General features: G+C 69.6%; 15 protein-coding genes and 2 pseudogenes. 13 read left to right on the top strand and 4 right to left on the bottom strand.

The genetic code is table 11. The annotated features are described in order from the left end of the window. Positions 1–126: integrase core domain-containing protein (locus ACWEKM_RS14645; protein WP_451621525.1), on the top strand; the 126-nt coding region annotated here is incomplete at its 5' end. Between the two features lie 31 nt (positions 127–157). Here ACWEKM_RS14645 and ACWEKM_RS14640 read toward each other — a convergent pair. Continuing rightward, the gene (locus tag ACWEKM_RS14640) at positions 158–1135 is read right to left on the bottom strand and encodes an AIPR family protein (protein ID WP_451621519.1); all 978 of its coding nucleotides are present in this window, start codon (positions 1133–1135) and stop codon (positions 158–160) included. 361 nt (positions 1136–1496) lie between these two features. On the opposite strand from ACWEKM_RS14640, the pseudogene ACWEKM_RS14635 reads away from it, so the two are divergent. The 10 genes and pseudogenes from ACWEKM_RS14635 to ACWEKM_RS14590 form a co-directional block, all read left to right on the top strand. Further along, positions 1497–1802 (top strand): annotated as a pseudogene (locus ACWEKM_RS14635) (transposase); the annotation flags it as partial. Positions 1803–1879: 77 nt separating this feature from the next. Beyond that, entirely contained in the window at positions 1880–2986 is a 1107-nt protein-coding gene (locus tag ACWEKM_RS14630) for a FecCD family ABC transporter permease (RefSeq protein WP_451621518.1), read from the top strand. Next, positions 2983–3798 carry an ABC transporter ATP-binding protein gene (locus tag ACWEKM_RS14625; protein ID WP_451621517.1) on the top strand — a complete coding sequence of 272 codons (816 nt, stop codon included), beginning with the start codon at positions 2983–2985 and terminating at the stop codon, positions 3796–3798. The genes ACWEKM_RS14630 and ACWEKM_RS14625 overlap by 4 nt, the downstream gene beginning before the upstream one ends. Positions 3799–3804: 6 nt before the next feature. After that, the gene (locus ACWEKM_RS14620; RefSeq protein ID WP_451621516.1) at positions 3805–4761 is read left to right on the top strand and encodes an ABC transporter substrate-binding protein; all 957 of its coding nucleotides are present in this window, start codon (positions 3805–3807) and stop codon (positions 4759–4761) included. Positions 4762–4799: 38 nt separating this feature from the next. Then, positions 4800–8555, top strand: coding sequence for a magnesium chelatase subunit H (bchH, locus tag ACWEKM_RS14615; RefSeq protein ID WP_451621515.1), 3756 nt, complete (start codon positions 4800–4802; stop codon positions 8553–8555). A gap of 37 nt (positions 8556–8592) precedes the next feature. Then, positions 8593–9531 carry an ATP-binding protein gene (locus ACWEKM_RS14610; protein WP_451621514.1) on the top strand — a complete coding sequence of 313 codons (939 nt, stop codon included), beginning with the start codon at positions 8593–8595 and terminating at the stop codon, positions 9529–9531. Further along, entirely contained in the window at positions 9528–11180 is a 1653-nt protein-coding gene (locus tag ACWEKM_RS14605; RefSeq protein WP_451621513.1) for a VWA domain-containing protein, read from the top strand. The genes ACWEKM_RS14610 and ACWEKM_RS14605 overlap by 4 nt, the downstream gene beginning before the upstream one ends. Before the next feature lie 180 nt (positions 11181–11360). Further along, positions 11361–12272, top strand: a complete 912-nt coding sequence (locus tag ACWEKM_RS14600) for a hypothetical protein (protein ID WP_451621512.1) — start codon at positions 11361–11363, stop codon at positions 12270–12272. Beyond that, complete coding sequence (locus ACWEKM_RS14595) at positions 12272–14416, top strand: bifunctional serine/threonine-protein kinase/ABC transporter substrate-binding protein (protein WP_451621511.1); 2145 nt, start codon at positions 12272–12274, stop codon at positions 14414–14416. The genes ACWEKM_RS14600 and ACWEKM_RS14595 overlap by 1 nt, the downstream gene beginning before the upstream one ends. Before the next feature lie 17 nt (positions 14417–14433). Next, complete coding sequence (locus ACWEKM_RS14590) at positions 14434–16620, top strand: bifunctional serine/threonine-protein kinase/ABC transporter substrate-binding protein (RefSeq protein WP_451621510.1); 2187 nt, start codon at positions 14434–14436, stop codon at positions 16618–16620. Between the two features lie 90 nt (positions 16621–16710). Here ACWEKM_RS14590 and ACWEKM_RS14585 read toward each other — a convergent pair whose 3' ends face one another. Continuing rightward, positions 16711–17379 (bottom strand): TetR/AcrR family transcriptional regulator, encoded by a 669-nt coding sequence (locus ACWEKM_RS14585; protein ID WP_451621509.1) that lies wholly within the window; start codon positions 17377–17379, stop codon positions 16711–16713. A gap of 304 nt (positions 17380–17683) precedes the next feature. Here ACWEKM_RS14585 and ACWEKM_RS14580 point away from each other — a divergent pair, with 304 nt between their 5' ends. Both ACWEKM_RS14580 and ACWEKM_RS14575 read left to right on the top strand, forming a co-directional pair. Beyond that, positions 17684–18901 carry an FAD-dependent monooxygenase gene (locus ACWEKM_RS14580; RefSeq protein ID WP_451621508.1) on the top strand — a complete coding sequence of 406 codons (1218 nt, stop codon included), beginning with the start codon at positions 17684–17686 and terminating at the stop codon, positions 18899–18901. 154 nt (positions 18902–19055) lie between these two features. Further along, positions 19056–20585: an RNA ligase family protein gene (locus tag ACWEKM_RS14575; protein ID WP_451621524.1), complete on the top strand. Its 1530-nt coding sequence runs from the start codon at positions 19056–19058 to the stop codon at positions 20583–20585. Here the strand turns inward: ACWEKM_RS14575 and ACWEKM_RS14570 are convergent. Both ACWEKM_RS14570 and ACWEKM_RS14565 read right to left on the bottom strand, forming a co-directional pair. Then, a pseudogene (locus tag ACWEKM_RS14570) lies at positions 20554–20865 on the bottom strand (FadR/GntR family transcriptional regulator); the annotation flags it as partial. The gene ACWEKM_RS14575 and the pseudogene ACWEKM_RS14570 overlap by 32 nt on opposite strands. 174 nt (positions 20866–21039) lie before the next feature. Further along, complete coding sequence (locus ACWEKM_RS14565) at positions 21040–21273, bottom strand: hypothetical protein (protein WP_451621507.1); 234 nt, start codon at positions 21271–21273, stop codon at positions 21040–21042. Positions 21274–21425 lie beyond the last annotated feature (152 nt).

The following is a 21425-nucleotide window of genomic DNA, read 5'->3' as shown; positions in this document are numbered from 1 at the left end:
GCAGCCCGCCTCGCGGTCTTCCGATGGGCCACCCGCTACAACACCAGAAGGAGGCACTCCAGCATCGGCCAGATGAGCCCGAACGCCTTCGAACAACGATCAGTTACTCTGACCACTGCCGCATAACAACCGGTGTCCACGATCCCGGGTCAAGCCCCTAGATCTCGTGACTGGTCTGCAGCCCGTTGACGATCTGTGGGTCCTTCACGACGATCTTCTTGCCGGCGATCTGGGCGGCGTCGCCTACAATCGTGACGCCGTTGTTGAACCACCAGAAGTCCTCACCCGTGGCAGACTTCAGTGTCTCGCCGATGGCGTTGTTCACCGCCGTGGACCCAGCGTAGTCGCGGACGTTCGACTCGAACAGTTCCAGTCGCAGGGCCTCGTTCTCGGCAGTGATGAAGCGGTAGTACTCGTCAAGGCGCGCCAGACATACGTACCCCTCCCCGAGCGACGTGCTCATCGGGGTCTCGGTGAACACCAGCTGCGCGACTGCTTTGGCTCCACGAGCGGTCCGTTCCCGCAGATCAGCGGCATTGAGGTACTCCAGCTCTGCGCTGGTGTCGGAGGTGATCTTTGCGAGTTCTCTCCGGAGCCGGTCACCCTTTGCCTTGACATTGGGGTGAGGGGTCTCAGCCGACTTGTTGGCGTAGATCACTTTGATGCGAAATTGCGGGAACGAGGATGCCAACTCCTCGAGGATGTGCAGGAAGCGCCGTGTGCGTTCAAGCAGTTTGGCGTTGGTGTGGGCGACCAGGTCGTCTTCGTCTCTACTCATGTCGAGAAGAGTGGGCAGGTGGAAGTGCAGCTTCTCGATCACCGACTCCTGGTAGCCCGACGAGTTCTTCGCCTGAAGGATCACCAACTCGATCTTGCTGGCGCGCGACGGAAGGAATTGATGCGCGTCAGCGGTGATGTAGCGCTCGTCCACGAAGGTCCAGATGCCATCGATGCCGCAGTCGTGCGCCCCATCGACGATGCCGTCCAAGATCTCGTCGTTGTCGAGGTCCCAGTCCTGCAGGGCCTTGTCGGCGGCGAAGAAGGTGAAGAAGTCGTCCCTGTTCTTGTCCGGCGCCAGTTTGCGGTGCTGGTCCTCCAGAATGCGGTCGAGCAGCCGCTGATCGTTGTTCTGCACAGATGTCACGCGAGACCCCCACCAAGCCCTCGGAACGGGACAGATAGATGTTGGCAGGCTGGCGAGGCGATGAACACCCCGCGCGCAGCCTGGCGTTACCTGAATCGAGCCGCGGTGCGCGATATGCGACCTGTGCGACAAACCGCTCGAATACACATTTGAGGACCACCCTGTCGGGCGCCGGATCGGGGTGTCGGCAACCGCGGCCCCCGGAGCAGTACGCGGACGATACGGGTGGGCTCACACGCATCGGGCGTTGGGCATCATCAACGTCCACGCGCTGATTGCGGCCGGCGTCAACGCCGACGTCACCGCGAGACCCTTGGCCTGGACGTGGCAACCGCTAAGAGCTCCGAACCGAATGAGAGTCCGATCAGCCGTGCGTGCCAGGCGTCGCACGCCGGGCGCCCATTCTGTTCGGAGCTCTAAGGGCGGCGTCGGCTGGCCGGCCTTCCTGTGCTCACTGATCGCCCGCGGCCTGTCTGGCGTCCAACTGGTCATCCCCGACGCGCACATGGGCCTGATCAATGTGTTCGGCGCCACCCTGCCCGGCGCCTCATGGCAGCGCTGCCGCACCCACTATGCCCGCGCGCTGCCGAGCCAGGTGCCCAAGTCGGCCCAGCCGTGGGTGGCCACTCTGCTGCGGACCATCTTCGAACAGCCCGACACCGCCGAGTTTGCGCCAACTCCGGTGCTTGTACTACGGTCATATGCGAATGATAGTCATTGTCGATAAGGATTCCCGTGGACTCTCGGTCGTCGGTCAGCCGTTGCGAGGCTGTCGCCGGTTCGGTGCCGTCAGCGGTGCATGTGCCGGATCGTGGAGGTCGCCGTCGAGCTGCTGGTCCTTCTGTGCGGGCTATCGGGGTCGTCGCGGCGTTGGGTGCGTTGGTGGCGGGCTCTGTCGTGCTGGCCGTCTCGGTGGGGCCGGTCAGCATTCCGTTGGGTGAGACCGTCAGGGTGCTTGTGGGGGGCCGGGCTGGTGAATCGGCCGCTGTGATCGAGCAGATCCGGTTGCCGCGGGTCCTTGTGGGCTTGTTCGTAGGGGCCGCGCTGGGTGTGGCAGGTGCGGTGATGCAGGCGCTGTTCCGCAACCCGCTGGCCGAACCCGGGGTGCTGGGTGTGTCCAGCGGGGCGGCGGTCGCGGCAGTGACGGCGATCGCGTCGGGTGCGACGGCGGTGGGGGCGTGGGTGCTGCCGTTGGCGGCGTTTCTGGGGGCGTTGGGCGCGCTCGCGCTGGTCTATGGGGTGGCCAGTGTTCGGCGCGATCGATCGGTGTCGACGCTGCTGCTGGTCGGTGTCGCGTTGAGTGCGCTGTTCGGAGCGGTGGTGAGTGCCGTGGTGACAAATGCGCCCGACAGTGACTCGCTGCGGGGCGTCGTGTTCTGGCTCAACGGTGATCTGGTGGCGCGGACGTGGGAGCACGTCTGGATCGTGGCAGTGCCGGTGTCCCTGGCGACGATCGCTGTGCTGGTGTTTGCCCGGGAGCTGAACGTGATGCTCCTGGGGGAGACACAGGCGCAGGCCGGCGGGGTGGATGTGACGCGGGTCCGGCGCAGCCTGCTGGTCTTGTCCGCGGTGCTGACCGGGGCGGCGGTGTCGGTGGCTGGTGTCATCGGTTTCGTCGGATTGGTGGTCCCTCATCTCTTGCGCTTGGTGCTTGGGCCCGATCATCGACTCCTGCTGCCCGGCTCGGCGCTGCTCGGCGGAGCGTTCCTGGTGCTTGCGGACATCGTCGCTCGGACGCTGTTCTCTCCTGTCGCGTTGCAGACCGGAACGGTGACGGCGCTGCTGGGCGCTCCGGTGTTCCTCGTTCTGGTGCTCCGTAGGCGACGGGTGGCGCAGGCATGATGGGGCTGGCGGCGGAGCGGATCCGTGTCGTCCTCGACGGCAGGGCGCTCGTCGATGAGGTGACCTTGCGGGTCGAGCCCGGCCAGGTGTTGGGGTTGATCGGGCCGAACGGAGCCGGGAAGTCAACGCTGATGCGGGCATTGGCGGGGGTAACGACCCCGGCCGGCGGTGATGTGTCTGTCGGCGGTGAGCGGCTTCTGGGTATGTCGAGTCGCGAGCGCGCCCGGCGGGTGGCATATGTGCCGCAGGACACCATGCTCGATTTCGAGTTCACCGGCCGTGATGTGGTGCTGATGGGCCGTCACCCGCACATCGGCAGGTTCGCGCCGTTGCGTCCACGGGACTACGAGATCGCCGAGTCCGCGCTTGCGGAGACCGGGGCTGCCCGTTTCGGCAACCAGTCGGTGTCGACCCTTTCCGGCGGGGAACGGCAGCTGTTGCACCTGGCCAAAGCGTTGGCGCAGCAGCCGAACGTGCTCCTGCTCGATGAGCCGGTCGCCGCATTGGACCTGCGCCACCAGCTGCATGTGTTGAGCCTCCTGCGGACACAAGCGCGTGCCGGGCACGGTCTGGCGGTCGTCGCCGTCCTGCACGATCTCGGCCACGCGGCGCGCTTCTGCGATCGTCTGGCGCTGCTGGACGAGGGTCGGCTTGTCACCTGCGGGCCGCCGCCGGACGTGCTCACCGAACAACATCTTGCCGACGTCTACGGGGTGCGGTGCGCCGTGTCCGATGATCCGGCCACGGGAGCATTGCGCGTGACCGCACTGGACGTTCTTGACGAACCCATCCCCTACCTGCCGAGAAAGTGAAGAACGATGTCTTCGCAGACCACTTCCAGATCCCGCCGCGCCGTGATGTTCGCGTTGCCGGCGCTCGCGTTCAGCATCACTGCCTGCAACAGTACGAAGTCTCGTCCGGCGCAGTCGACAGCAGGGGCGGATGCCGGCCCGCGGCGGATCGCGGCGTTGTCCAGTGACGCGGCTGACACGCTGGTGCAGCTGGTTGGGCCTGAACGGCTTGTCGTCGTGCCCGAGAGTACGACCAGCAAGACGTGGGGCAACCATCCGGACCTGATGGCCAAGGTGCCGCACACCATCAGCTCGGTGGCGCACATCGACCCCGAGCAAGTGCTGTCCTACCAGCCTGACTTGGTGGTGCTGACTGCGCGGCACGCCTCGGAGCAGGACACTCAGGACGCACTGGGCGACAGCGGTGTCAAGGTCGTGACGATCGAGAACAACTGGGCCACATTCGACGAGATCGCCGGGAATGTGCGGGCACTTGGCCGTGCGGTGGGAGCCAGGCAACGGGCGAACGACATCGTGACCGACTTTCGCGCTCGGGTCGCGGCGGTGACCGGCGCGGTCTCCGACGTGGCAGAGCGGCCCTCGGTGCTGGTGATGACGTCACTCGGCCCGCAAAAGCCCTACATACTGGGTTCGGACTCGATCAGTTCGGCGATCGTTCAGGCGGCGGGCGCGAAGCTGTCCGTCGATGAGGCAGGCATCGACAACGGCATGTCGGCCGATCCTGAACTCGTGGTACGCACTGACCCGGACGCGATCGTCCTCCTCAACACCGGCCAAGGCATGGACGACTACCGGCCGCTGCTGGACAACAAGGCCGTGGCGGGTCTGAGGGTCGTCAAAGACGGGCGGATCTTGCTGGTCAAAGCCACCGATGCGTCGGCGACAGCAGGGGTGCACGTCGCCAAAGGGCTGGAGCAGATCGCCCGGTGGCTGCATCCGGAACGATTCGGGAAGAAGTCATGACGATGCCTTCGACCACGCCTTCGACCACGCCTTCGACCATGCCGATTCGGTTGGTGACGCTCGGCTTTGAGGCACACAGCGCATTGGTCCTGCGGCAGGCCGTCCAGCGGTATGCGGACGAGTCCGGGCCGGCGTTGGCCTGGACCCGGCTGGACAGGTCGGTGTTCGCCGACCCGGGTGAGCTTGCCCGGGTGCTTGGTGATGCGGACGTTCTGATGGTGCACGGGGTGCATGACCAGCCCGATGTCGAGACGCTCGTTCGTTCGGTGGCCGGCCGCCCTCAGCTGGCTGTCGTGCCGGTCGTGCCGAACGCGTCAGAAGTGACGAGTACGGCTCGGCTGGGTCGTTTCGGCACCGACCCGGACCACACACGGCAGGACCTGGCCCTTGCGGCCGGCGCGTCGAGCCGGGCCGGGCGTCCGGTTCCGCCGCGGATCGAGGCGGTGTTGGGTGCCCTGTCCACGTTCGGGCGGCAGCTGCCACCGGAGGCGGCGGAACTTCGCGCCCTCGCCAAGGTCAACGAGGCCTTCCGGTATCTGACGATCGACAACGCCGTCCTCGCGCTGCGCGCACTCGTCGCGGTGCTGCGTGGCGACGCCGATGCCACGTCAGCGTGGCCGGACCCGTTGCCGACCAGCGGGTTCTGGCATCCACGGCTGGAGGTCGCCGCACGCTGGGACGTGTTCGAACCGGCGCTGCAGGAGTACGGGGCATCCCGAGATGCCGAGGAGCCGCTGGGCCGGGTCGTGCTGGTTGCGACGCCGACCCAGGTGTTCGCCGGCAATGCAGCACATGTGGAAGCCCTGGTCACGGCCCTGGAGGTGCGCAGGATTCAGGTGGTCGGCTGGATGGGCACGCTCGAAGCACTGGGCGGCCCGTCGACAATCACGAGCGTGCCCGACATCGACGCCTGGGTGAACCTCAGCGGACTGACCCTCACCGGCTCACATGGGCAACCCAACATCGACATCGATATCGAGCTACTGCTCGGGCAGAACACCCCGCAGCTGGCACCGGTCCTCCTGTTCCGCCAGACCCTGACCGACTGGGCCACCAGCCGGACCGGGCTGACGCCGTCGCAGGTGGCGATGCACCTGGCCATTCCAGAACTGGAGGGCGGCGCGGTGCCGTTGGTCATCGGCGGCCGGGACCCGGCTACCGACGCCATGGTTCCCGTGCACGAGCACGTCGACCGGCTGGCCGGCACGGTCGCGCGTCAGGTGGCGCTGCGCCGGATGCGTAACGCGGACAAACGTGTCGCGATCGTCATCTTCGGCTACCACGCCGCCCATGGCGTCGTCGGCACCGCCTCCCATCTCGACGTGTTCGCCTCACTGCACCGGGTGCTGGTGCGCCTCGCGGAGGCGGGATACACCGTCGAGGTACCCGAAACGCCCGAAGCATTGCTGGACCTCGTCGTCACTGACGAGGGAGGCGGCCGGCGCACGCAGACCAACGTCGCCGACCGGTATCACGCCGCTGACTACATACGGGCCATGCGAGCCCATGCGGAACGGGCCGAGCCGATGTGGGGCCGCCCGCCCGGCGACGTCGACACCGACGGCATCTCGGTTCAGATCGGTGGGGTGCGGTTGGGGAACATCTTCATCGGAGTGCAGCCGTCGTTCGGTTACGACGAGGACCCCGCCGCGCTGCTCTTCGTCGACCCGCCGGACTCAGCGACGCCCAGCCATAGCTTCATCGCCTTCTACACCTGGATTCACGAGGTGTTCGGAGCGGACGCGCTGTTGCATTTCGGCACCCACGGGGCACTGGAGTTCATGCCGGGCAAGCAGACCGGGCTCGCCCCGGACGATTGGCCCAACTTGCTGGTCCGGGATCTACCGCACTTCTACCTGTATTGCATGAACAACCCGTCGGAGGGGACGATCGCCAAGCGCCGTTCCCATGCGACGCTGGCCAGTTACCTCACCCCACCGTTGGACCGGGCCGGTGCCTACGGCACGCTGGCCGAGATCAGCGATGGTGTGCGCGCCGCGCTCGGCCACGAGGACACCGCGCGACGTGCCACCGCGGCGGCCGGACTGGTGGACCTGGCCCAGCAGGCCCATCTCGACGTCGACCCAGAGCTGGCGGTGCGAGAGCCGGAGGCGTATCTGCGCGCTCTGCAGAGCCGGCTGGACGAGGTCGAGCAGGCTCTGATCCCGATCGGCATGCACGTCGTGGACCGAGGAATCGCGCCCGAGGAGGCCCGGGTCCTGCTGCGCGCCGCGTGCGACTACGAGCGACCGGACCAGAACCTGCCCGCGTTGACCGTGGCGCTCGAACGCGAACTCACCGCCGGGGTCCCGGTCACCCGGCTGCCCCCGGATGACGACGGCCGGGTCGGCGTCGAGGCCCTCCTCACCGAACTGGTCGACGCCGTGGTGCGCGGCGCGGACCCGGACCGGCTGCCCGGATGGAACGCGGTAGCGACAACACTGGCTGATCTTCGGGCACGGTGGTCCGGATTCCTGTCCGACCTGCGCGACCGGCTGGCGACCAACGACGAGGCGGGCGCCCTGCTGCACGCGCTGAACGGGGGATATCTGCGCCCGGGACCAGGCGGTGACCCCGCCCGGCAGCTCGACGCGCTGCCCACCGGCCGCAACACCCACGCCCTCGACCCGTACCGGGTACCCACCACGATGGCGATCACCCGCGGCTGGGCGACGGCGCAGGCCCTGCTGGAGAATGTGCGGGAAGCCGACGGCCATTACCCGGACAGCGTGGCGCTCGTGCTCTGGGGGATCGACAACATCAAGAGCGGTGGCGAAGCCTGCGCCCAGGCATTCGCCCTGATCGGGGTGGAGCCGGTCGCGGACGCGCTGGGCCGGATGACCAGGTTCCGGGTGATCCCGCTGGAGGAGCTGGGCAGGCCACGTGTCGACATCGTCTGCACAGTGTCCGGTGTCTTCCGCGACACCCTGCCGACCACCATCGAACTGCTGGACCGTGCCGTCCGCGCAGTCGCGGTGCTGGACGAACCTCCGGAGGACAACTTCGTGCGCGCCCACGCCGTGCAGCATGCCGACGAGCTGGGCATCAGCGTCGAGGACGCCGCAACGCGGATCTGGTCGGCCCCGCCGGGGAAATACGGTTCCGGCGTCGACCATGTCGTCGACGCCGGGCAATGGGACACCGAGGGCGATCTGGGCAACGTCTACACCCGTCGGATGGCCTACGCCTACGGGCACCGGTTGACCGGGGAGAACCGGGAGAAGCTGCTGCGTCGCACGCTCCGTTCGGTGCGGGTCACCTTCCAGAACATCGGCTCCGCCGAGACCTCCCTGGCCGACACCGGTGACTACTTCGAGTTCCTGGGCGGGATCACCGCGGCCGCCGCGGCCGAGGCCGGCGCGCGTCCACGCGCCATGGTGGCCGACAGTTACGCCGCCCGTCCCACCGTCCGCAGCCTGGACGAGGCGATGCGGTTGGAGTCGCGGACTCGGCTGCTCAACCCGAAGTGGTACGAAGCCCAACTCGAGCACGGCTACCAAGGGGTCGCCGCGCTCACCCGGCGGTTGCAGAACACGTTCGGCATGCACGCCACCACCGGCTCGGTCGACGGGTGGATCTTCTCCACCGCGGCTGCGACGTTCCTCTTCGACACCGCGATGCGGCAGCGGATGAGCGAGCACAACCCGGCGGCGGTGAAGCGCTTCGCCGACCGGCTCCTGGAAGCGCACGAACGAGGACTCTGGGACGCCGACGAGACCGAGGTGAAGGAACTTGAGCAACTCGCCGACCGCCTCGACGACGCACTCGAAGGCATCGACCACGCCGGTGCATGACACGACAAGAGGAAAGGGCTGGACAAGGATGAATCCGGTGTATCCGTTCACAGCGATCCTGGGGCAGGACGAGCTGAAACGGGCGCTGCTGCTGAACGCCGTAGACCCGCGGGTTTCCGGACTGCTCGCGCTGGGAGACCGCGGCACCGCGAAATCGACCACCGTCCGTTCACTCGGCGCGTTGCTGGAACTGGCCGGCATCAACGCCCCCGTGGTCGATCTGCCGCTCGGCGCCACCGAAGACCGGGTGGTGGGCTCCCTCGACCTCGACGTCGCGCTGACCCAGGGGCGCCGCGAGTTCGCCCCAGGGCTGCTTGCCGAAGCGCACGGAGGATTCCTGTACGTCGACGAGGTGAACCTGCTCGACGACTACCTGGTCGACCTTCTGCTCGATGTCGCCGCCAGCGGAATCAACCACGTCCAGCGTGACGGCCTCTCGGTCCGGCACGAGGCCGACTTCGTGCTCGTGGGCTCGGGCAATCCGGAAGAAGGCGACCTCCGCCCCCAGTTGGAAGACCGGTTCGGGCTGTCCACGCATGTCCGCACCATCGCCGAACCACAGGTCCGCACCGAGATCGTGCGCCGAAGACTGGCCTTCGACGCCGACCCGTCCGGCTTCACCGCCCGATACCTGGACAGCCAACACGACCTTGCCGAACGCGTACGGCTCGCCCGTAAACACGTGGACGACATCGAACTTCCTGAACGGGTGCTGGACAAGGCGGTGCAGATCTGCATCGCATCCGGAGCGGTGGGACACCGTGCCGAGGTGGTCCTCGTCCGCGCCGCCCGCGCACACGCCGCCTTTCGCACCGATCAGATCAGCAAGGGGGGAGGAGCCAGCGAGGTGACCGACGGCGACCTGCGCGTGGTTGCGCTGCTCAGCCTGCGGCACCGAGTACAACGCGAACCGTTCGACGACCCCGGCACCATCGACACACGACTCTGTGACGTCGTAGACACCGTGTTGACATGACAGACAGCCCTCAACTGGCACAGCCCAGGGCACACCGCAACGCCGACCCCACCATGCCTTCGGACACCGACCCGCTCACCGGCCTCGAACCCGCCGCGTCCGCCGTCGTGCGAGCCTGGCTGAACGGCGGTCGGTTCGGACTGCTCCTGGCGGGCGACTCCTGGCACCGAGAACACCTCTGGCGCCATATCGCCGCCACCCTCCAGCCAACACCCGCCGTACTCGGACCGGGCACCGAACCAGCCGCCCTGCACGGCGGCATCCGCTGGCCCTTCGAAGACACGGCCCCGTCCGGCCTCCTCGAACGAGCGGCCACCGCCCTCCTCGTGCCCGCGCCCGAAACGGTCGATCCGGCCGTCATCGCCGCAGCCGCTCGCTGCCCGCGGATCCTCGCGTCCGCTGCGTCGCTCGACGACGTGCCCGAAGCCCTCGCCAGACGGCTGACCGCCGTCGTCATGCTCGGCACGGGAATCGGTATGGGCAACCGAAGCACCGCGGATCCCACGGCCGGCACCCCCGGCGAACCGTGCAAGGCGCCCGACCCGGCCGATGTGGTGAACGAACTCAACGCCTACGGAATCCTCGACCACTCACTGGACGTGGACACCACCCGCCTGGCCATCGACGTCACCGTTTACGGTGCCGAGCCACTCGAAGTCGTCCGCCGCCATGTCTGCGCACCACGTGGCGCGGACATAGCACTGCCACCCCCGCCCCACCCCGCCGACCAACCCCATGACGAACAACCGGCCGAGGAAGATCACGACGATCAACCCGGCGAGAACCCAGCCCGAGACGACCAATCCCAGGCGGACGGCGGCGAGAGCGAACCGAACTCAGCGGCGGACACCCAGGAGAGCGAACAGCCGGCGCAGGAACCGCAGACGCTACCGACGCCGCAACAGCGGCCGACATCACGCGAACGCCGGGCGGCCCGCCGCTATCTGGAAGGTCGCCGCGGCAGCCCCCAGGACAACCCGCGACGTGGACGTGCCCACCGGGTCGTGACCGCCGACCGCGCAGCCGGACGTCTCGCGCTCCTCCCCACCATCCAAGCGGCCGCGCCCTGGCAACCCATCAGAAGACACCAACCGCGACCATCCGGAGACAACCCGGCCAGTCCTGACCGAATGGTGATCCGTCCCGAAGACCTACGAGGCCACATGCGCCGCCGCCGCGGAGGCCGGGTCGTGCTCATCGTCGTCGACGCATCAGGGTCGATGGCCCAACGAGCCATCCGCACGGCCAAGGGCCATGCGATGTCCGTGCTCGACCAGGTCTACCGCGAACGGGCCCACGTGGGCATCATCATCGTCCGCGGCCAACAGGCAACGATTGGATTGCCGCTCACACGAAGCACCAGCCGCGCCCGGGCATCACTACGAGCCCTGCCCACCGGAGGCGGCACCCCGCTCGCATCAGGGCTCATGCTCGCCGCACGGCTCGCGCGGCAGTATGAGCCGGAACAGGTCGAGACCCTCCTCATCACCGACGGCCGCGCAAACGTCGGGATCGCGGGCAATCCCCGCGAAGACACGGAAAGAGCAGCCGGACTGCTGAAGGCTGCCTGCGAAACTGTCCGCGTGATCGACCCGACACCGCGCCCGGCACGGACAGCCTGGCTCACCGACCTCTTTGACACCAGCTGAGGCAGATCACAAGGGGGAATGATGACGAGCCCTGCGACGACCACGATTCCGACGATGAGCATTCCCCCCCATCAGTACCTTGTCCGTCGAAGCAGCGATAGATTGTGGCGTTCGATCGTTCGATCAGAGTGCTGGTGGCTCCGTTGACCGCGGGGACGAGGGACACAGGTGGGGTGGGGCGTGGCGAACGTGAGGGTGCTGCGTTCGTGCGTGGCGCTGGCCGCCGTGGGCGGCATGCTGCTGGTGGGCTGCACGGACGGTACGGGAGGACCGATCGGGAAGCCGGAGTCCAGAAACACTCCGGGTCGGTCCGCGACCGGAACGCCAAAAGACGAGGCGGGGCAATCCGCGACGCCGTCAGTCCCGGACGGGGATCGTGCCGGGCAGCCGCGGACGGCGTCGCAGGCGCGGCGCCTGGTCGGCGATGTGATCGCCGACCCGTACCTGTTCGGTGCGGAGGTGGTGCGGGCGACGCCGTATCAGAGCGACCCCGATCGATGGACGGTCCTCCAGGAGGACTGCACCTGGCACCGCCGGACGCTGCCGAAGGACGTCCTGGCCACACTCACCCGGTACTTCGAGATACCGGCGAGCGGCGGCAAGGGGACCGTGCACCTGTCGGCCACCGCCACGGTGCACCGGACGACGAAGGACGCGGCCTGGGAGCAGGCCCGGATGCTGGAGGAAGCGGTCGGCTGCCCGGAGCAGACGCTGCGGCCGGGCGAGCGGTTGACCGGTCTCCTCTCGTCGGCGTTCGCACGCGGCGAGGGCGGTAACACCTCCAGCGACGACGCGCTGTCGGAGACCGGTAAGTGTGTCAGCGACACACGTGGCGGTCCCTATCCGTACTGGTGGCGGCAGTCCACCCTGGGTCCGGTCGTCGTGAGCGTCTCCGTGTGCGCCGGGCCCGGCCGCAGCGTGAGTGAGCTGCAGGACCTGGATGTTGAGGGCCTGACGGGGATGCTGCTGCGGGTGGAGGAGCAGATCGGTGGCGGCGGGGCGGATACCGACGCCCCTGATCCGGACGCCCCTGATCCGGACGGCTCCGCCGCGAAAAAATCCGGTGCACCGGCTACGAACGGGGTTGGCTGATGGAGCCGTTGCAGCCCACCGATCCGGCGCACCTGGGCGGATACCGACTGCTCGGCCGACTGGGCGCGGGCGGCATGGGCGTGGTCTACCTGGCCCGCTCGCAGGCCGGGGAGCTGGCCGCCGTGAAGGTGATCCAGCCCGAATTCGCCGAACAGGCGGAGTTCCGGGCCCGGTTCCGCCGCGAGGCGGCCACAGGCCGCCAGGTGGACAGCCCCTGGGTGGTCCCTGTGCTCGGTGCGGACACCGAGGCCGTGGCGCCCTGGCTGGCCACCGCGTTCGTGCCCGGGCCTTCGCTGGCGGAGGCCGTCGCGGCCTGCGGTCCGTTGCCGGAGCGGGCGGTACGGATCCTGGGGAAGATCCTGGCCCGGGCCTTGAGCGCCGTACACGCCGCCGACCTGGTGCACCGGGACCTCAAGCCCGGCAACGTCCTGCTGGCCCTCGACGGCCCGCGGCTGATCGACTTCGGCATCGCCCGCCCCACCGCCACCGAGGCGACCGCCCTGACCTCGGACGGCATGGTGATCGGCACGCCCGGCTTCCTCTCTCCCGAGCAGGCACGTGGGCAGCGGATCGGCCCGCCGAGCGATGTGTTCTCCCTGGCCGGCCTGCTGACGTACGCGGCCACGGGGCGTCCGCCGTTCGGCAGCGGCGCATCCGACGCGCTGCTGTATCGCACCGTCCACGACGCACCCGACCTGGACGGCATGGCGGACGACGAGCTGCGGGCGCTGCTGGAGCGGTGCCTGGCCAAGGACCCGGCGCAGCGGCCATCGGCCGCCGACGTCGACGCGGCGCTGGTGGAGGACACACCGGCCGGAGACATCGACTGGCTCCCCGACCCCGTGGTCCGGATCGTCGCCGATCGCTCGGCCCAACTCCTCGCCCTACCCGGCATCGAACCGACGGCTGCCTCGGCACCCGACCCCCGATCGCCCGGACGCCGCCGGGTCCTGGCCCTGGCGGGAGGCGGCGCGGCGCTGCTGGCAGCCGGCGGCGGTACCGCGCTGTGGGCAGTACTGCGGGACGGCGCATCGGGATCACCCGCCGTGGGGCCGCGTTGGACCCTGGGCGTCCACGCGGATCTCTCCGGCCCGCAGGGCAAGGCCGGGAAGGCGCAGGAGCGGGGTGCGCGGCTGGCGGTGGAGCAGTTCAACGCCCGCGCGGAAGGAAACTTCACCCTTGAGCTGCGGGTCGAGGACGACCGCGGCGAGGCCGAACGAGCCCGGCAAGTGGCCCGGCGGCTCACCGGCGACCGCGACGTGCTCGCCGTCCTCGGCCCCACCGGCTACGCCGCCACGCAGGCCGCGCTGGAGATCTACGACGGCGCCGGCCAGCCGCTGCTGACCGTCTCCGAGCTGTCCCTGAGCGCCGCTCAGACCGGGCTCGGCACCGCCGAACCGCGCGCCTACTTCCACACCACGCCGATGACCGCGCACACCGCCTACACCACCGTCGCAGCGCTGCGCGGACAAGGCACTCGCCGCCTCGGCCTGCTGGCCGACCGGGCCGGCAGACTCGCCGGCTGGGAATCCGTCAACATCGCCCACAGCGCCGCCGGCAGCGCACAGCCGGGACTCCACTTCCGCGTCGTGCCCGCGGTCGCGACCCAACTGGCCCCGGTCGTCGCCGACATGCTCGACCACGGGGTCGACGGGTTCTACTACGTCGGGACCCCCGAGCGCGCCGCACAGGTCGCCCGCGCGCTCGCCGACCGCGGCTTCACCGGGCCCCGGTTCCTCGATGCTCCCTCGGCCACGGCGGCCTTCACCTCCGCGGCAGGCAAGGCGGCGGCGGGCTGGCAGGTGCTCACCTCGTACATCGGGCCCCAGGCCCAGCCCGTACGCAGCTTCGCCGCCGCCTACCGCAAGCGCTACGCAAGCGCGCCCGGCCCATGGGCGGCCGAAGCGTACGACATCGCCCGCCTGGTGGCCGGACGGATCGACGCCCTCGCCGGAAAGACCGGCGACCGCCGCCCCAGCCGTGAGCAGCTGGCGCGGGCCGTGGCCCAGGTCCGGTTCAAGGGGGTGGCCGCCACGTACGCCTTCAATGACAGCCGCCGCGTCGAACCGCGCGAGGTGCACCACTACCGCGTCGCCCACGGCCGCTTCGGCTACGTCGGCCCCATGGGTATCCCCGGAGCCTGACGGGAACACCACCGACGATGCGACCGCTGCGTACGCAGGATCCCGAAGAACTCGGCGGACACCGGCTGTTGGCCCGGCTCGGCGCGGGCGGCATGGGCGTGGTCTACCTGGCCCGCACCCCCGCGGGCTCCCTGGCCGCGCTGAAGATCGTCCACCCCGAGCACGCCGCCGACCCCGCCTTCCGCGAACGCTTCCGGCGCGAAGCGCGCCTGGCCGGTGGGCTCAGCGGCCGCTGGGTGGTGCGCGTGACCGCGGCCGATCCCGACGCCCGCGAGCCCTGGCTGGCCACCGCCTACGTGCCCGGACCCTCGCTCGCCGAGGCGGTGGACGCCTGCGGCCCGCTGCCACCGGACTCCGTCGCCGCCCTCGGCGCCATGCTGGCCGAGGCGCTGGCCGAGCTCCACGGAGCCGGCCTGCTGCACCGCGACGTCAAACCCGGCAACGTGCTGCTCGCCCTCGACGGCCCACGGCTGATCGACTTCGGCATCGCCCGCGCCGCCGGAGCCACCGCACTGACCGAACCCGGCGCGATCGTGGGCACCCCCGGCTATCTGGCCCCGGAACAGATCAGCACGGACGGCAGCGCAGCGGGCCCGGCCGCCGACGTTTTCGCCCTCGGCTGCCTGCTGGCGTACGCGGCCACCGGCCGGCGACCCTTCGGCTCCGGCAATCCCGAGGCCGTCCTGTACCGCACCCTCCACGAACCGCCGGACCTCGACGGCCTCCACCAGCAGCCCCCACCGCTGCGCGCGGCGATAGCCCAGTGCCTGGCCAAGGCCCCCGAAAGCCGCCCGACCGCGGCCGACCTCACCGGCCTGCTCTCCGCGCAACCCGCTACCGCGACAGGCGAGGAGGCACAGCACGACTGGCTGCCGCCCGTCGTGCTGCGACTGGTCGCCGAACGCTCCGCCCGCGCCCTCGACCCACCGCCCCGCGAGGCCGCACCGGAACATCCGCAGCCGGCCCCAGCGCTCGACGCCCGTACGCACACCCGCCGCCGGGTGCTCGCCATCGCCGGCTCGACGACCGTGGTGCTCGCCGCCTCCGCCGCCGCGCTGCTGGCCGCACGGGACGGCAGGACCGGGGCCGGTGGCACGCGCCGGAACCTGCCCACTCACACCATTGGGCTGCACGCCACATTGACCGGCGGCGATGGCGCAATCGGCAGAGCGCATGAGCGTGGCGCCCGCCTTGCCGTGTCCCACCACAACTCCCGCGACGACGCGCGCTTTTGGCTCCGGCTCCTCCCGTACGACGATCGCGGCCGGCCGGCCCGGACGAAGGAGACCGCCCGCCGACTCCTCGCCGATCGCTCGCTGACCGCCGTGATCGGCCCCACCACCGTCGCCGCCGCCCGCACGGCGGTCCCGCAGTACGCGTCGGCGTCCATGCCGGTGTTGCTCGTATCCATCGACGACGACACCACCGGGCTGGCCCCGCACTCGCTGCGCACCCTGTGCGTGACTCGGGCGTCGGAAACCAACAGAACGCTGCCCGTCATCGATTACCTGACCCGGGTGCGCCGCGTCGAGCGCACCGCGGTCGTCGAGGACGAGGCCGCCGGGGATGCGGCCCGTAGGATCGTCTCGAGCCTGCGCGAGGCACCTCCGGGCAACGGCACCGTCACCGTCCACGCGGTGGCGGCCGCGGACGGCTTCACGGCGACCGTCACCGACGCTCTGGCCCTGCACCCCGACGCCGTGGTGTACGCGGGCACCTCCCCGGACCGGGCCGCGGCCTGCGCCCGCGCCCTGGCCCAGGCAGGCTTCGACGGCCCCAGGGCCACGTTCGAACCCGTGCTGCGCCCCGCCTTCGCCGCGGCAGCCGGCCCGGCCGCGGAGGGCTGGGTCCTCGAAGCGCCCTACACCGAGCCGCAGTCGGCCCCCGGCAAGGCCGCCCGCAGCTTCACGACTGCCTACCGCGACCGCTACGGCGAGCTTCCCGCCCGCTGGGCCGCGGAAGCCTACGACGCCGTGGGCCTCATCGCCGCCACCCTCGACGACCTCGGCGGCGGTACCGACATGGAGCCCGGCCAAGTCGCCGAACGCCTCTTCCACATCAGCCACATCGGCATCGCCAAGCCACTCCGCTTCCGCCAAGACCTCACACACGCCCTGCTGCCGGAGAAGACCAGCTTCCTGTACCAGGTCCACGACGGCCGATACCGCTTCCTCGGCCGCTACGACCAGGTGCAAGCGCCGTGATGTCCGGCGCGCCGGAGCGGGTGTCGTGGGCAGGGGAGTGGGAGGCAACCGCTGAGCGGACAGCCGTGCATACGACGTGCCGCTCGACGGTCACGTCATCGCCTGGTCGAATTCCTCCTGGCCGAGGGCCGGGTGAATCAGCGGGGTCGGGCGGTCCCGGTCATGGCGCAGTCCGTCCAGGATGAGGATGACGTAGCGCTTCCACAATTCGGGGGCGACGGCCCGGCTGCGCTCGGTGACAGCTCCGAGCATGAGCTGAATGAGCGGGAAGTCGGTCGGCACGATGTCGTCGCGGAGCTGCCCGGCCTGTTGGGCACGTTTGATGACGGCTTCTATCAGAGGGGTGAGGCGTTCCCGCACGGCGACGGCCCGGGCCTGGCCGTGGTCGCCTTCGAGCAGGACCTCTCTCAGTCCGCGATCCGCAGCGAAGTTCTCGGCGGTGGACAGGAGGAGTTGCGCGAGGCCGTCCCAGGGGTCCTGGTGTGAGAGGGCTCTCTCTGCCAGTGCGACCAGGCGCTGCACGGAGTCTTCGAAGACCGCTTCGATGAGTTCGTCGCGATTGGCGAAGCGGCGGTAGGCGGTGCCGACGCCTACACCTGCGTGGCGGGCGATGTCGTCGAGGGTGACCTCCAGGCCGCGGCGCGCGAAGACCTCATGGGCGGCGGCGATGATGCGGCGCCGGTTGCGTTCCGCGTCCGCCCGTAGGGGGCGTGACGGGCGCTTCTCGGGGGGCGGGGCGGGGGCGGTCCGGCTGCTCATGACTCCTACTGTACCCAGGCATGTGGAGAAGGCATCTCCGCTTTGGTGTTACGGTGAACCTGGCAACCGGAGAAGATCTCTCCATTTGATGTCCCGTGTTCGGAGAGCCGATGAGCACTTTCGCCCCCGGATCGAGCCCGCCGCGGGCCGACCAGGCCGTGAGAAGTGCCGGCAACCGCCGCCACTGCCGGCATCGACCCGGCCGACGCAGGTGTCGGCTCCGCCGGCGTCAACACCATGCGGCAGATCGGCGGCTCGATCGGCACCGCCGTGCTGAGCACCCCAAAGAAGGAGAGAAGAGGCCATGAACGCACACGCACCCCGCGCCCTGATCGTCGGCATGGGCATCGGCGGCCTCGCCACCGCGATGCGCCTGCGCGAGGTCGGCTGGGAGCCCGTCATCGTCGAACGTGCCCCCGGGCGCCGCGACGCCGGCTACTTCGTCGGCCTGTTCGAGACCGGCCGCGCCACCGCGCAGCGCATGGGTGTCCTCGACGCCATCGGCAACCGCGCCAACCCCGACGGTGTGACCTATGACATCGACCGTGCGGGCCGCCGCCGGCCGGGGATGGGCTACGGCGATCTTCCCGGCGGCCCCCGCCTCATCCTCCGCGGCGACATCGAGGCCGCCCTGTACGACACCGTCGCGGCCCGCACCGAGATCCGCTACGGCACCACCCCCACCGCCCTCGACGAACACCCCGACGGCGTCGACGTCACCCTGCGCACCACCACCGGCGAGAACATCTCGGAAACCACTGAGCAGTTCGACCTCGTCGTCGGTGCCGACGGACTGCGCTCCACCACCCGCCGCCTGGCCTTCGGTCCCGACAGCGAGTTCATGCGGCCGCTCCACCACATCATCGGCGCCACCGTCATCAAGGAGACCGTGCCCGGCTTCCGATCCCAGGACGGCCTCGTCCTGGCCGAACCAGGCCGCTCCGTATGGACCTTCCCCTTCGCCGACCACCAGCCCGGCGTGCTGTTCAACTACCGCACCGACGACGAGGACGCCCAGTTCCGCCGCCCGCCCATCGAATCCCTGCGCGCCGCCTTCGGCCCCGAACCGGCCGGCCCCGTCCTGGAACACCTCCTGACGCAGTTCGAAGAGGCCGACAACCACCTCTTCGACTCCGTCCACCAAGTGGAGATGGACACCTGGCACACCGACCGGATCGTCCTGCTCGGCGATGCCGCCTGGTGCCTGACCCTCTACTCCGGTATGGGCGCCTCCACCGCCATGGCCGGTGCCGACCTCCTGGGCACCCTGCTCCAGCGCAACCCCCACAACACCGCGCGGGCCCTACGCGAATGGGACCAGAAGCTGCGCCCCTTCATAGCCGTCCAGCAGAAAACCGGCCGCACGCAGGGCCTGACGATGTTCGTCCCCCAGACCCGCCGGGACAAGGCCGTACGGACCTTCACTCAAAAGTTGATGAGCCGCCCGGCAGGCAAGCGCCTCATGATGTCCCTGGCTGCCCGGCAGTTCAAGGAGAAGGCCATCGATATCGCTGCCGTCTGACTCATCCACCACCTACGCCGGCCCCGGACAGCCACTCCCCGGGGCAGCGAGCGATACCCACTCCGGTTACTGGAGCCACCGTGACCACGCCTCCTGGTGGTTCACCGCCCGGCTTCGCAGCAACAACACTGTTTTCTGGGTGAAGATCCACGCGATGGTGCTGCCGACGACCCTCTTCGCTTCCCCCTGGCTCGCACTCGACCTCGGCGACGGCTGCTACCTGAGCGTCTGGGACACCACGGGAGACGGCACGTCATGGCTCACCGTACTTACCGCGAACGGCACCCACACCCTCACCTCCGCCCGGCGGACTGACCACGACGGCGTCTGGACATTGAACGCTCCGATCCTCGACGCATCCTTGACCATCACCCACAAGCCACTGCCCGGCTCCCACGGCGTCCACGCCGGGATCTGCTCGGTCGTCGGCGCGCTCGCAGGTGAGGCATGCGCTGGCGCAGCCCGAGTCCGCGCGCCGAACGGGGGCGCTGGTACGAGGATTCCGGGGACGCGCACACGGCCTCCGCCTGGTCCTGCGCTCCGGCCAAAGGTGAATCTCCGTTGCCGGGTGCCGGGTCGCACGGCCATTATCGCCTCTGTGTCCGAGAGCGAGTCTGCGAGTTCGACGTTGCTGCCGTATCCCAAGATCTCTGCGAAGGGGGGCCTTGGGATGTCCGGGGTCCGGGAGTGGATCGCGGTGGAGAAGGTACATGGGGCACACTTCGCGGTGGTCTGCGATGCCGGCGGGGTCCGTCCGGCAAAGCGGCGTGAGCTGCTGGAAGACGATGGGCTGGATGACTTCTTCGGTGTGAGCAGGGTCTGGCCGCTGCTGTCGGTGGCGGCAGCCCGTTTCGCCTCGGCTGTGCGCGGCGTGCGGGGCGACGCTGCGGTGGTGACGCTCTATGGCGAGCTGGCCGGTGGATGCTACCCGCACCGGGATGTTCCTGCTGTCGCGGGAGCCGAGCCGGTCCAGACGGGCGTGTGGTACGCGCCGGGCCTGCACTGGCTGCCGTTCGATGCTTCGGTCGAGACGGCCGAGGGACGCTGGTGGATCTCTGACCGGGCCCTGCGTGACGCCGCGGTGGTCGCCGGGCTGGTGTGCGTCCCCGCACTCGGGTACGACACGCTCAACAGGCTCCAGGAGTTGCCCCGTACCTTCCCCACCAAGGTCCCTGCCCTCTTCGGGCATCCCGAACTGGTGGACAACCTCGCCGAGGGCTACGTCATCAAACCGGCGGGAGAGTGGCAGGAGTCGGGTCTTTCGGGCGGCGGCACGCGCCCGGTGGCCAAGGTGAAGCAGGATGCCTTCGCCGAGGACGAGCGATTCGACGGCGCACGCCCCTATCTGGCACCGCCGCAGGGCGCAGCCGGGGTACCCGCCTGGCTCCTGGTCCGGGCATCGGCACTTCTCACTCCCGCCCGCGCGGCCGCCGCGGTGAGCAAGCTCGGACCCCGCACTTGTGTGGAAGCGGTGGCGGGAGAGATCGTCCGGGACGTCGCGGAGGAACTTGCCGAGGCCCTGGGCGGCCTGGAGGACACGCTCCTGCACGCTCTGGAACGAGCGATCGGGCCCGGGGCGCGCTCGCTCGCGGAGTTCGACGCCGAGGACCGCCACCGCTCCCGCACCGCCCGAACCGACACGGAACGCGGAGGACTGCCTCGGCGACCCGCATATGGAGGGTGACCGCGGCAGGGGCGGGCTCGGTGAACATCACATGGTGTTCGGTGCGGCCAGTCAGCACCTCGGCGACCACCTCCCCGAGGCGGGCGAACATTTCGTTGCCGGAGGCGTTGAGCACCACCCGGTGGAAGGCGATGTCGTGCACGAGGCAGGCGTCCAGGGCGGCCTCCAGCCCGGCCGCGGCCATCTCCGCAGCCAGGGTGGGCAGTTCGCGGCACTGGTCGGGGGTGGCGGAATGTGCGGCGAGTCCGGCGGCGACCGGATCGACCGCGGGCCGGTGGACGGCCGGGTCGGGTGTGTGTGGGTGACCTGCCGGGAGCTGATCCCGGCGGGGAGTGTGTTCGCGTTCCTGGCTGAGCACCGTGAGCGGCTGCTGCCGCCGGAGGTGTTCGCGCCCGAACCCGCCACCAGGAGGGCTTCAAGGGCCACGTCCCCCTGGAGCCGGAGACTGGCCTGCTCACCGAGGTCGCCCTGTCCCCCGGCAGGCCCTGCCCACCACCAGGCGAAGATCGCCGAGGACCTCCTGACAGTCGAGGACGAGCCGGTCGAGGTGCTCGGCGACGAGGCCCACGGCACCGCCGACCTGCGCGGACACCTCGAACCGGCCGGGCACGACGCCGTCCTCGGACCACCGCCGCTCCGGGTGGCGGTCACCGGCTGCCCGCTGCGTGAACGCTGCACTACCCTCCAAGACCGGCCGCGCCCTGCGCCGCCTGGCTCAGGATGCAATTCTTCCCGGGCCCGAAGATCCGGGGTTCCTTGCAGAATCAGGCTGAAAACCACCCTCCGACGCCCCGGCGCGCACCCGCCACCCTCGCAGCGCCGCGCGGCACCGCCCACCTC

This window comes from Streptomyces sp. NPDC004752 (assembly GCF_053601275.1).
This window is presented reverse-complemented; position numbering and strand designations above follow the sequence as displayed.

Coding starts and splice junctions, on each gene's coding strand:
- ACWEKM_RS14585 (WP_451621509.1), bottom strand. CDS start 17,379: ATGAGCAGCCGGACCGCCCCCGCCCCGCCCCCCGAGAAGCGCCCGTCA.
- ACWEKM_RS14625 (WP_451621517.1), top strand. CDS start 2,983: ATGATGGGGCTGGCGGCGGAGCGGATCCGTGTCGTCCTCGACGGCAGG.
- ACWEKM_RS14590 (WP_451621510.1), top strand. CDS start 14,434: ATGCGACCGCTGCGTACGCAGGATCCCGAAGAACTCGGCGGACACCGG.
- ACWEKM_RS14595 (WP_451621511.1), top strand. CDS start 12,272: ATGGAGCCGTTGCAGCCCACCGATCCGGCGCACCTGGGCGGATACCGA.
- ACWEKM_RS14605 (WP_451621513.1), top strand. CDS start 9,528: ATGACAGACAGCCCTCAACTGGCACAGCCCAGGGCACACCGCAACGCC.
- bchH (WP_451621515.1), top strand. CDS start 4,800: ATGCCGATTCGGTTGGTGACGCTCGGCTTTGAGGCACACAGCGCATTG.
- ACWEKM_RS14575 (WP_451621524.1), top strand. CDS start 19,056: ATGGTGCTGCCGACGACCCTCTTCGCTTCCCCCTGGCTCGCACTCGAC.
- ACWEKM_RS14580 (WP_451621508.1), top strand. CDS start 17,684: ATGAACGCACACGCACCCCGCGCCCTGATCGTCGGCATGGGCATCGGC.
- ACWEKM_RS14620 (WP_451621516.1), top strand. CDS start 3,805: ATGTCTTCGCAGACCACTTCCAGATCCCGCCGCGCCGTGATGTTCGCG.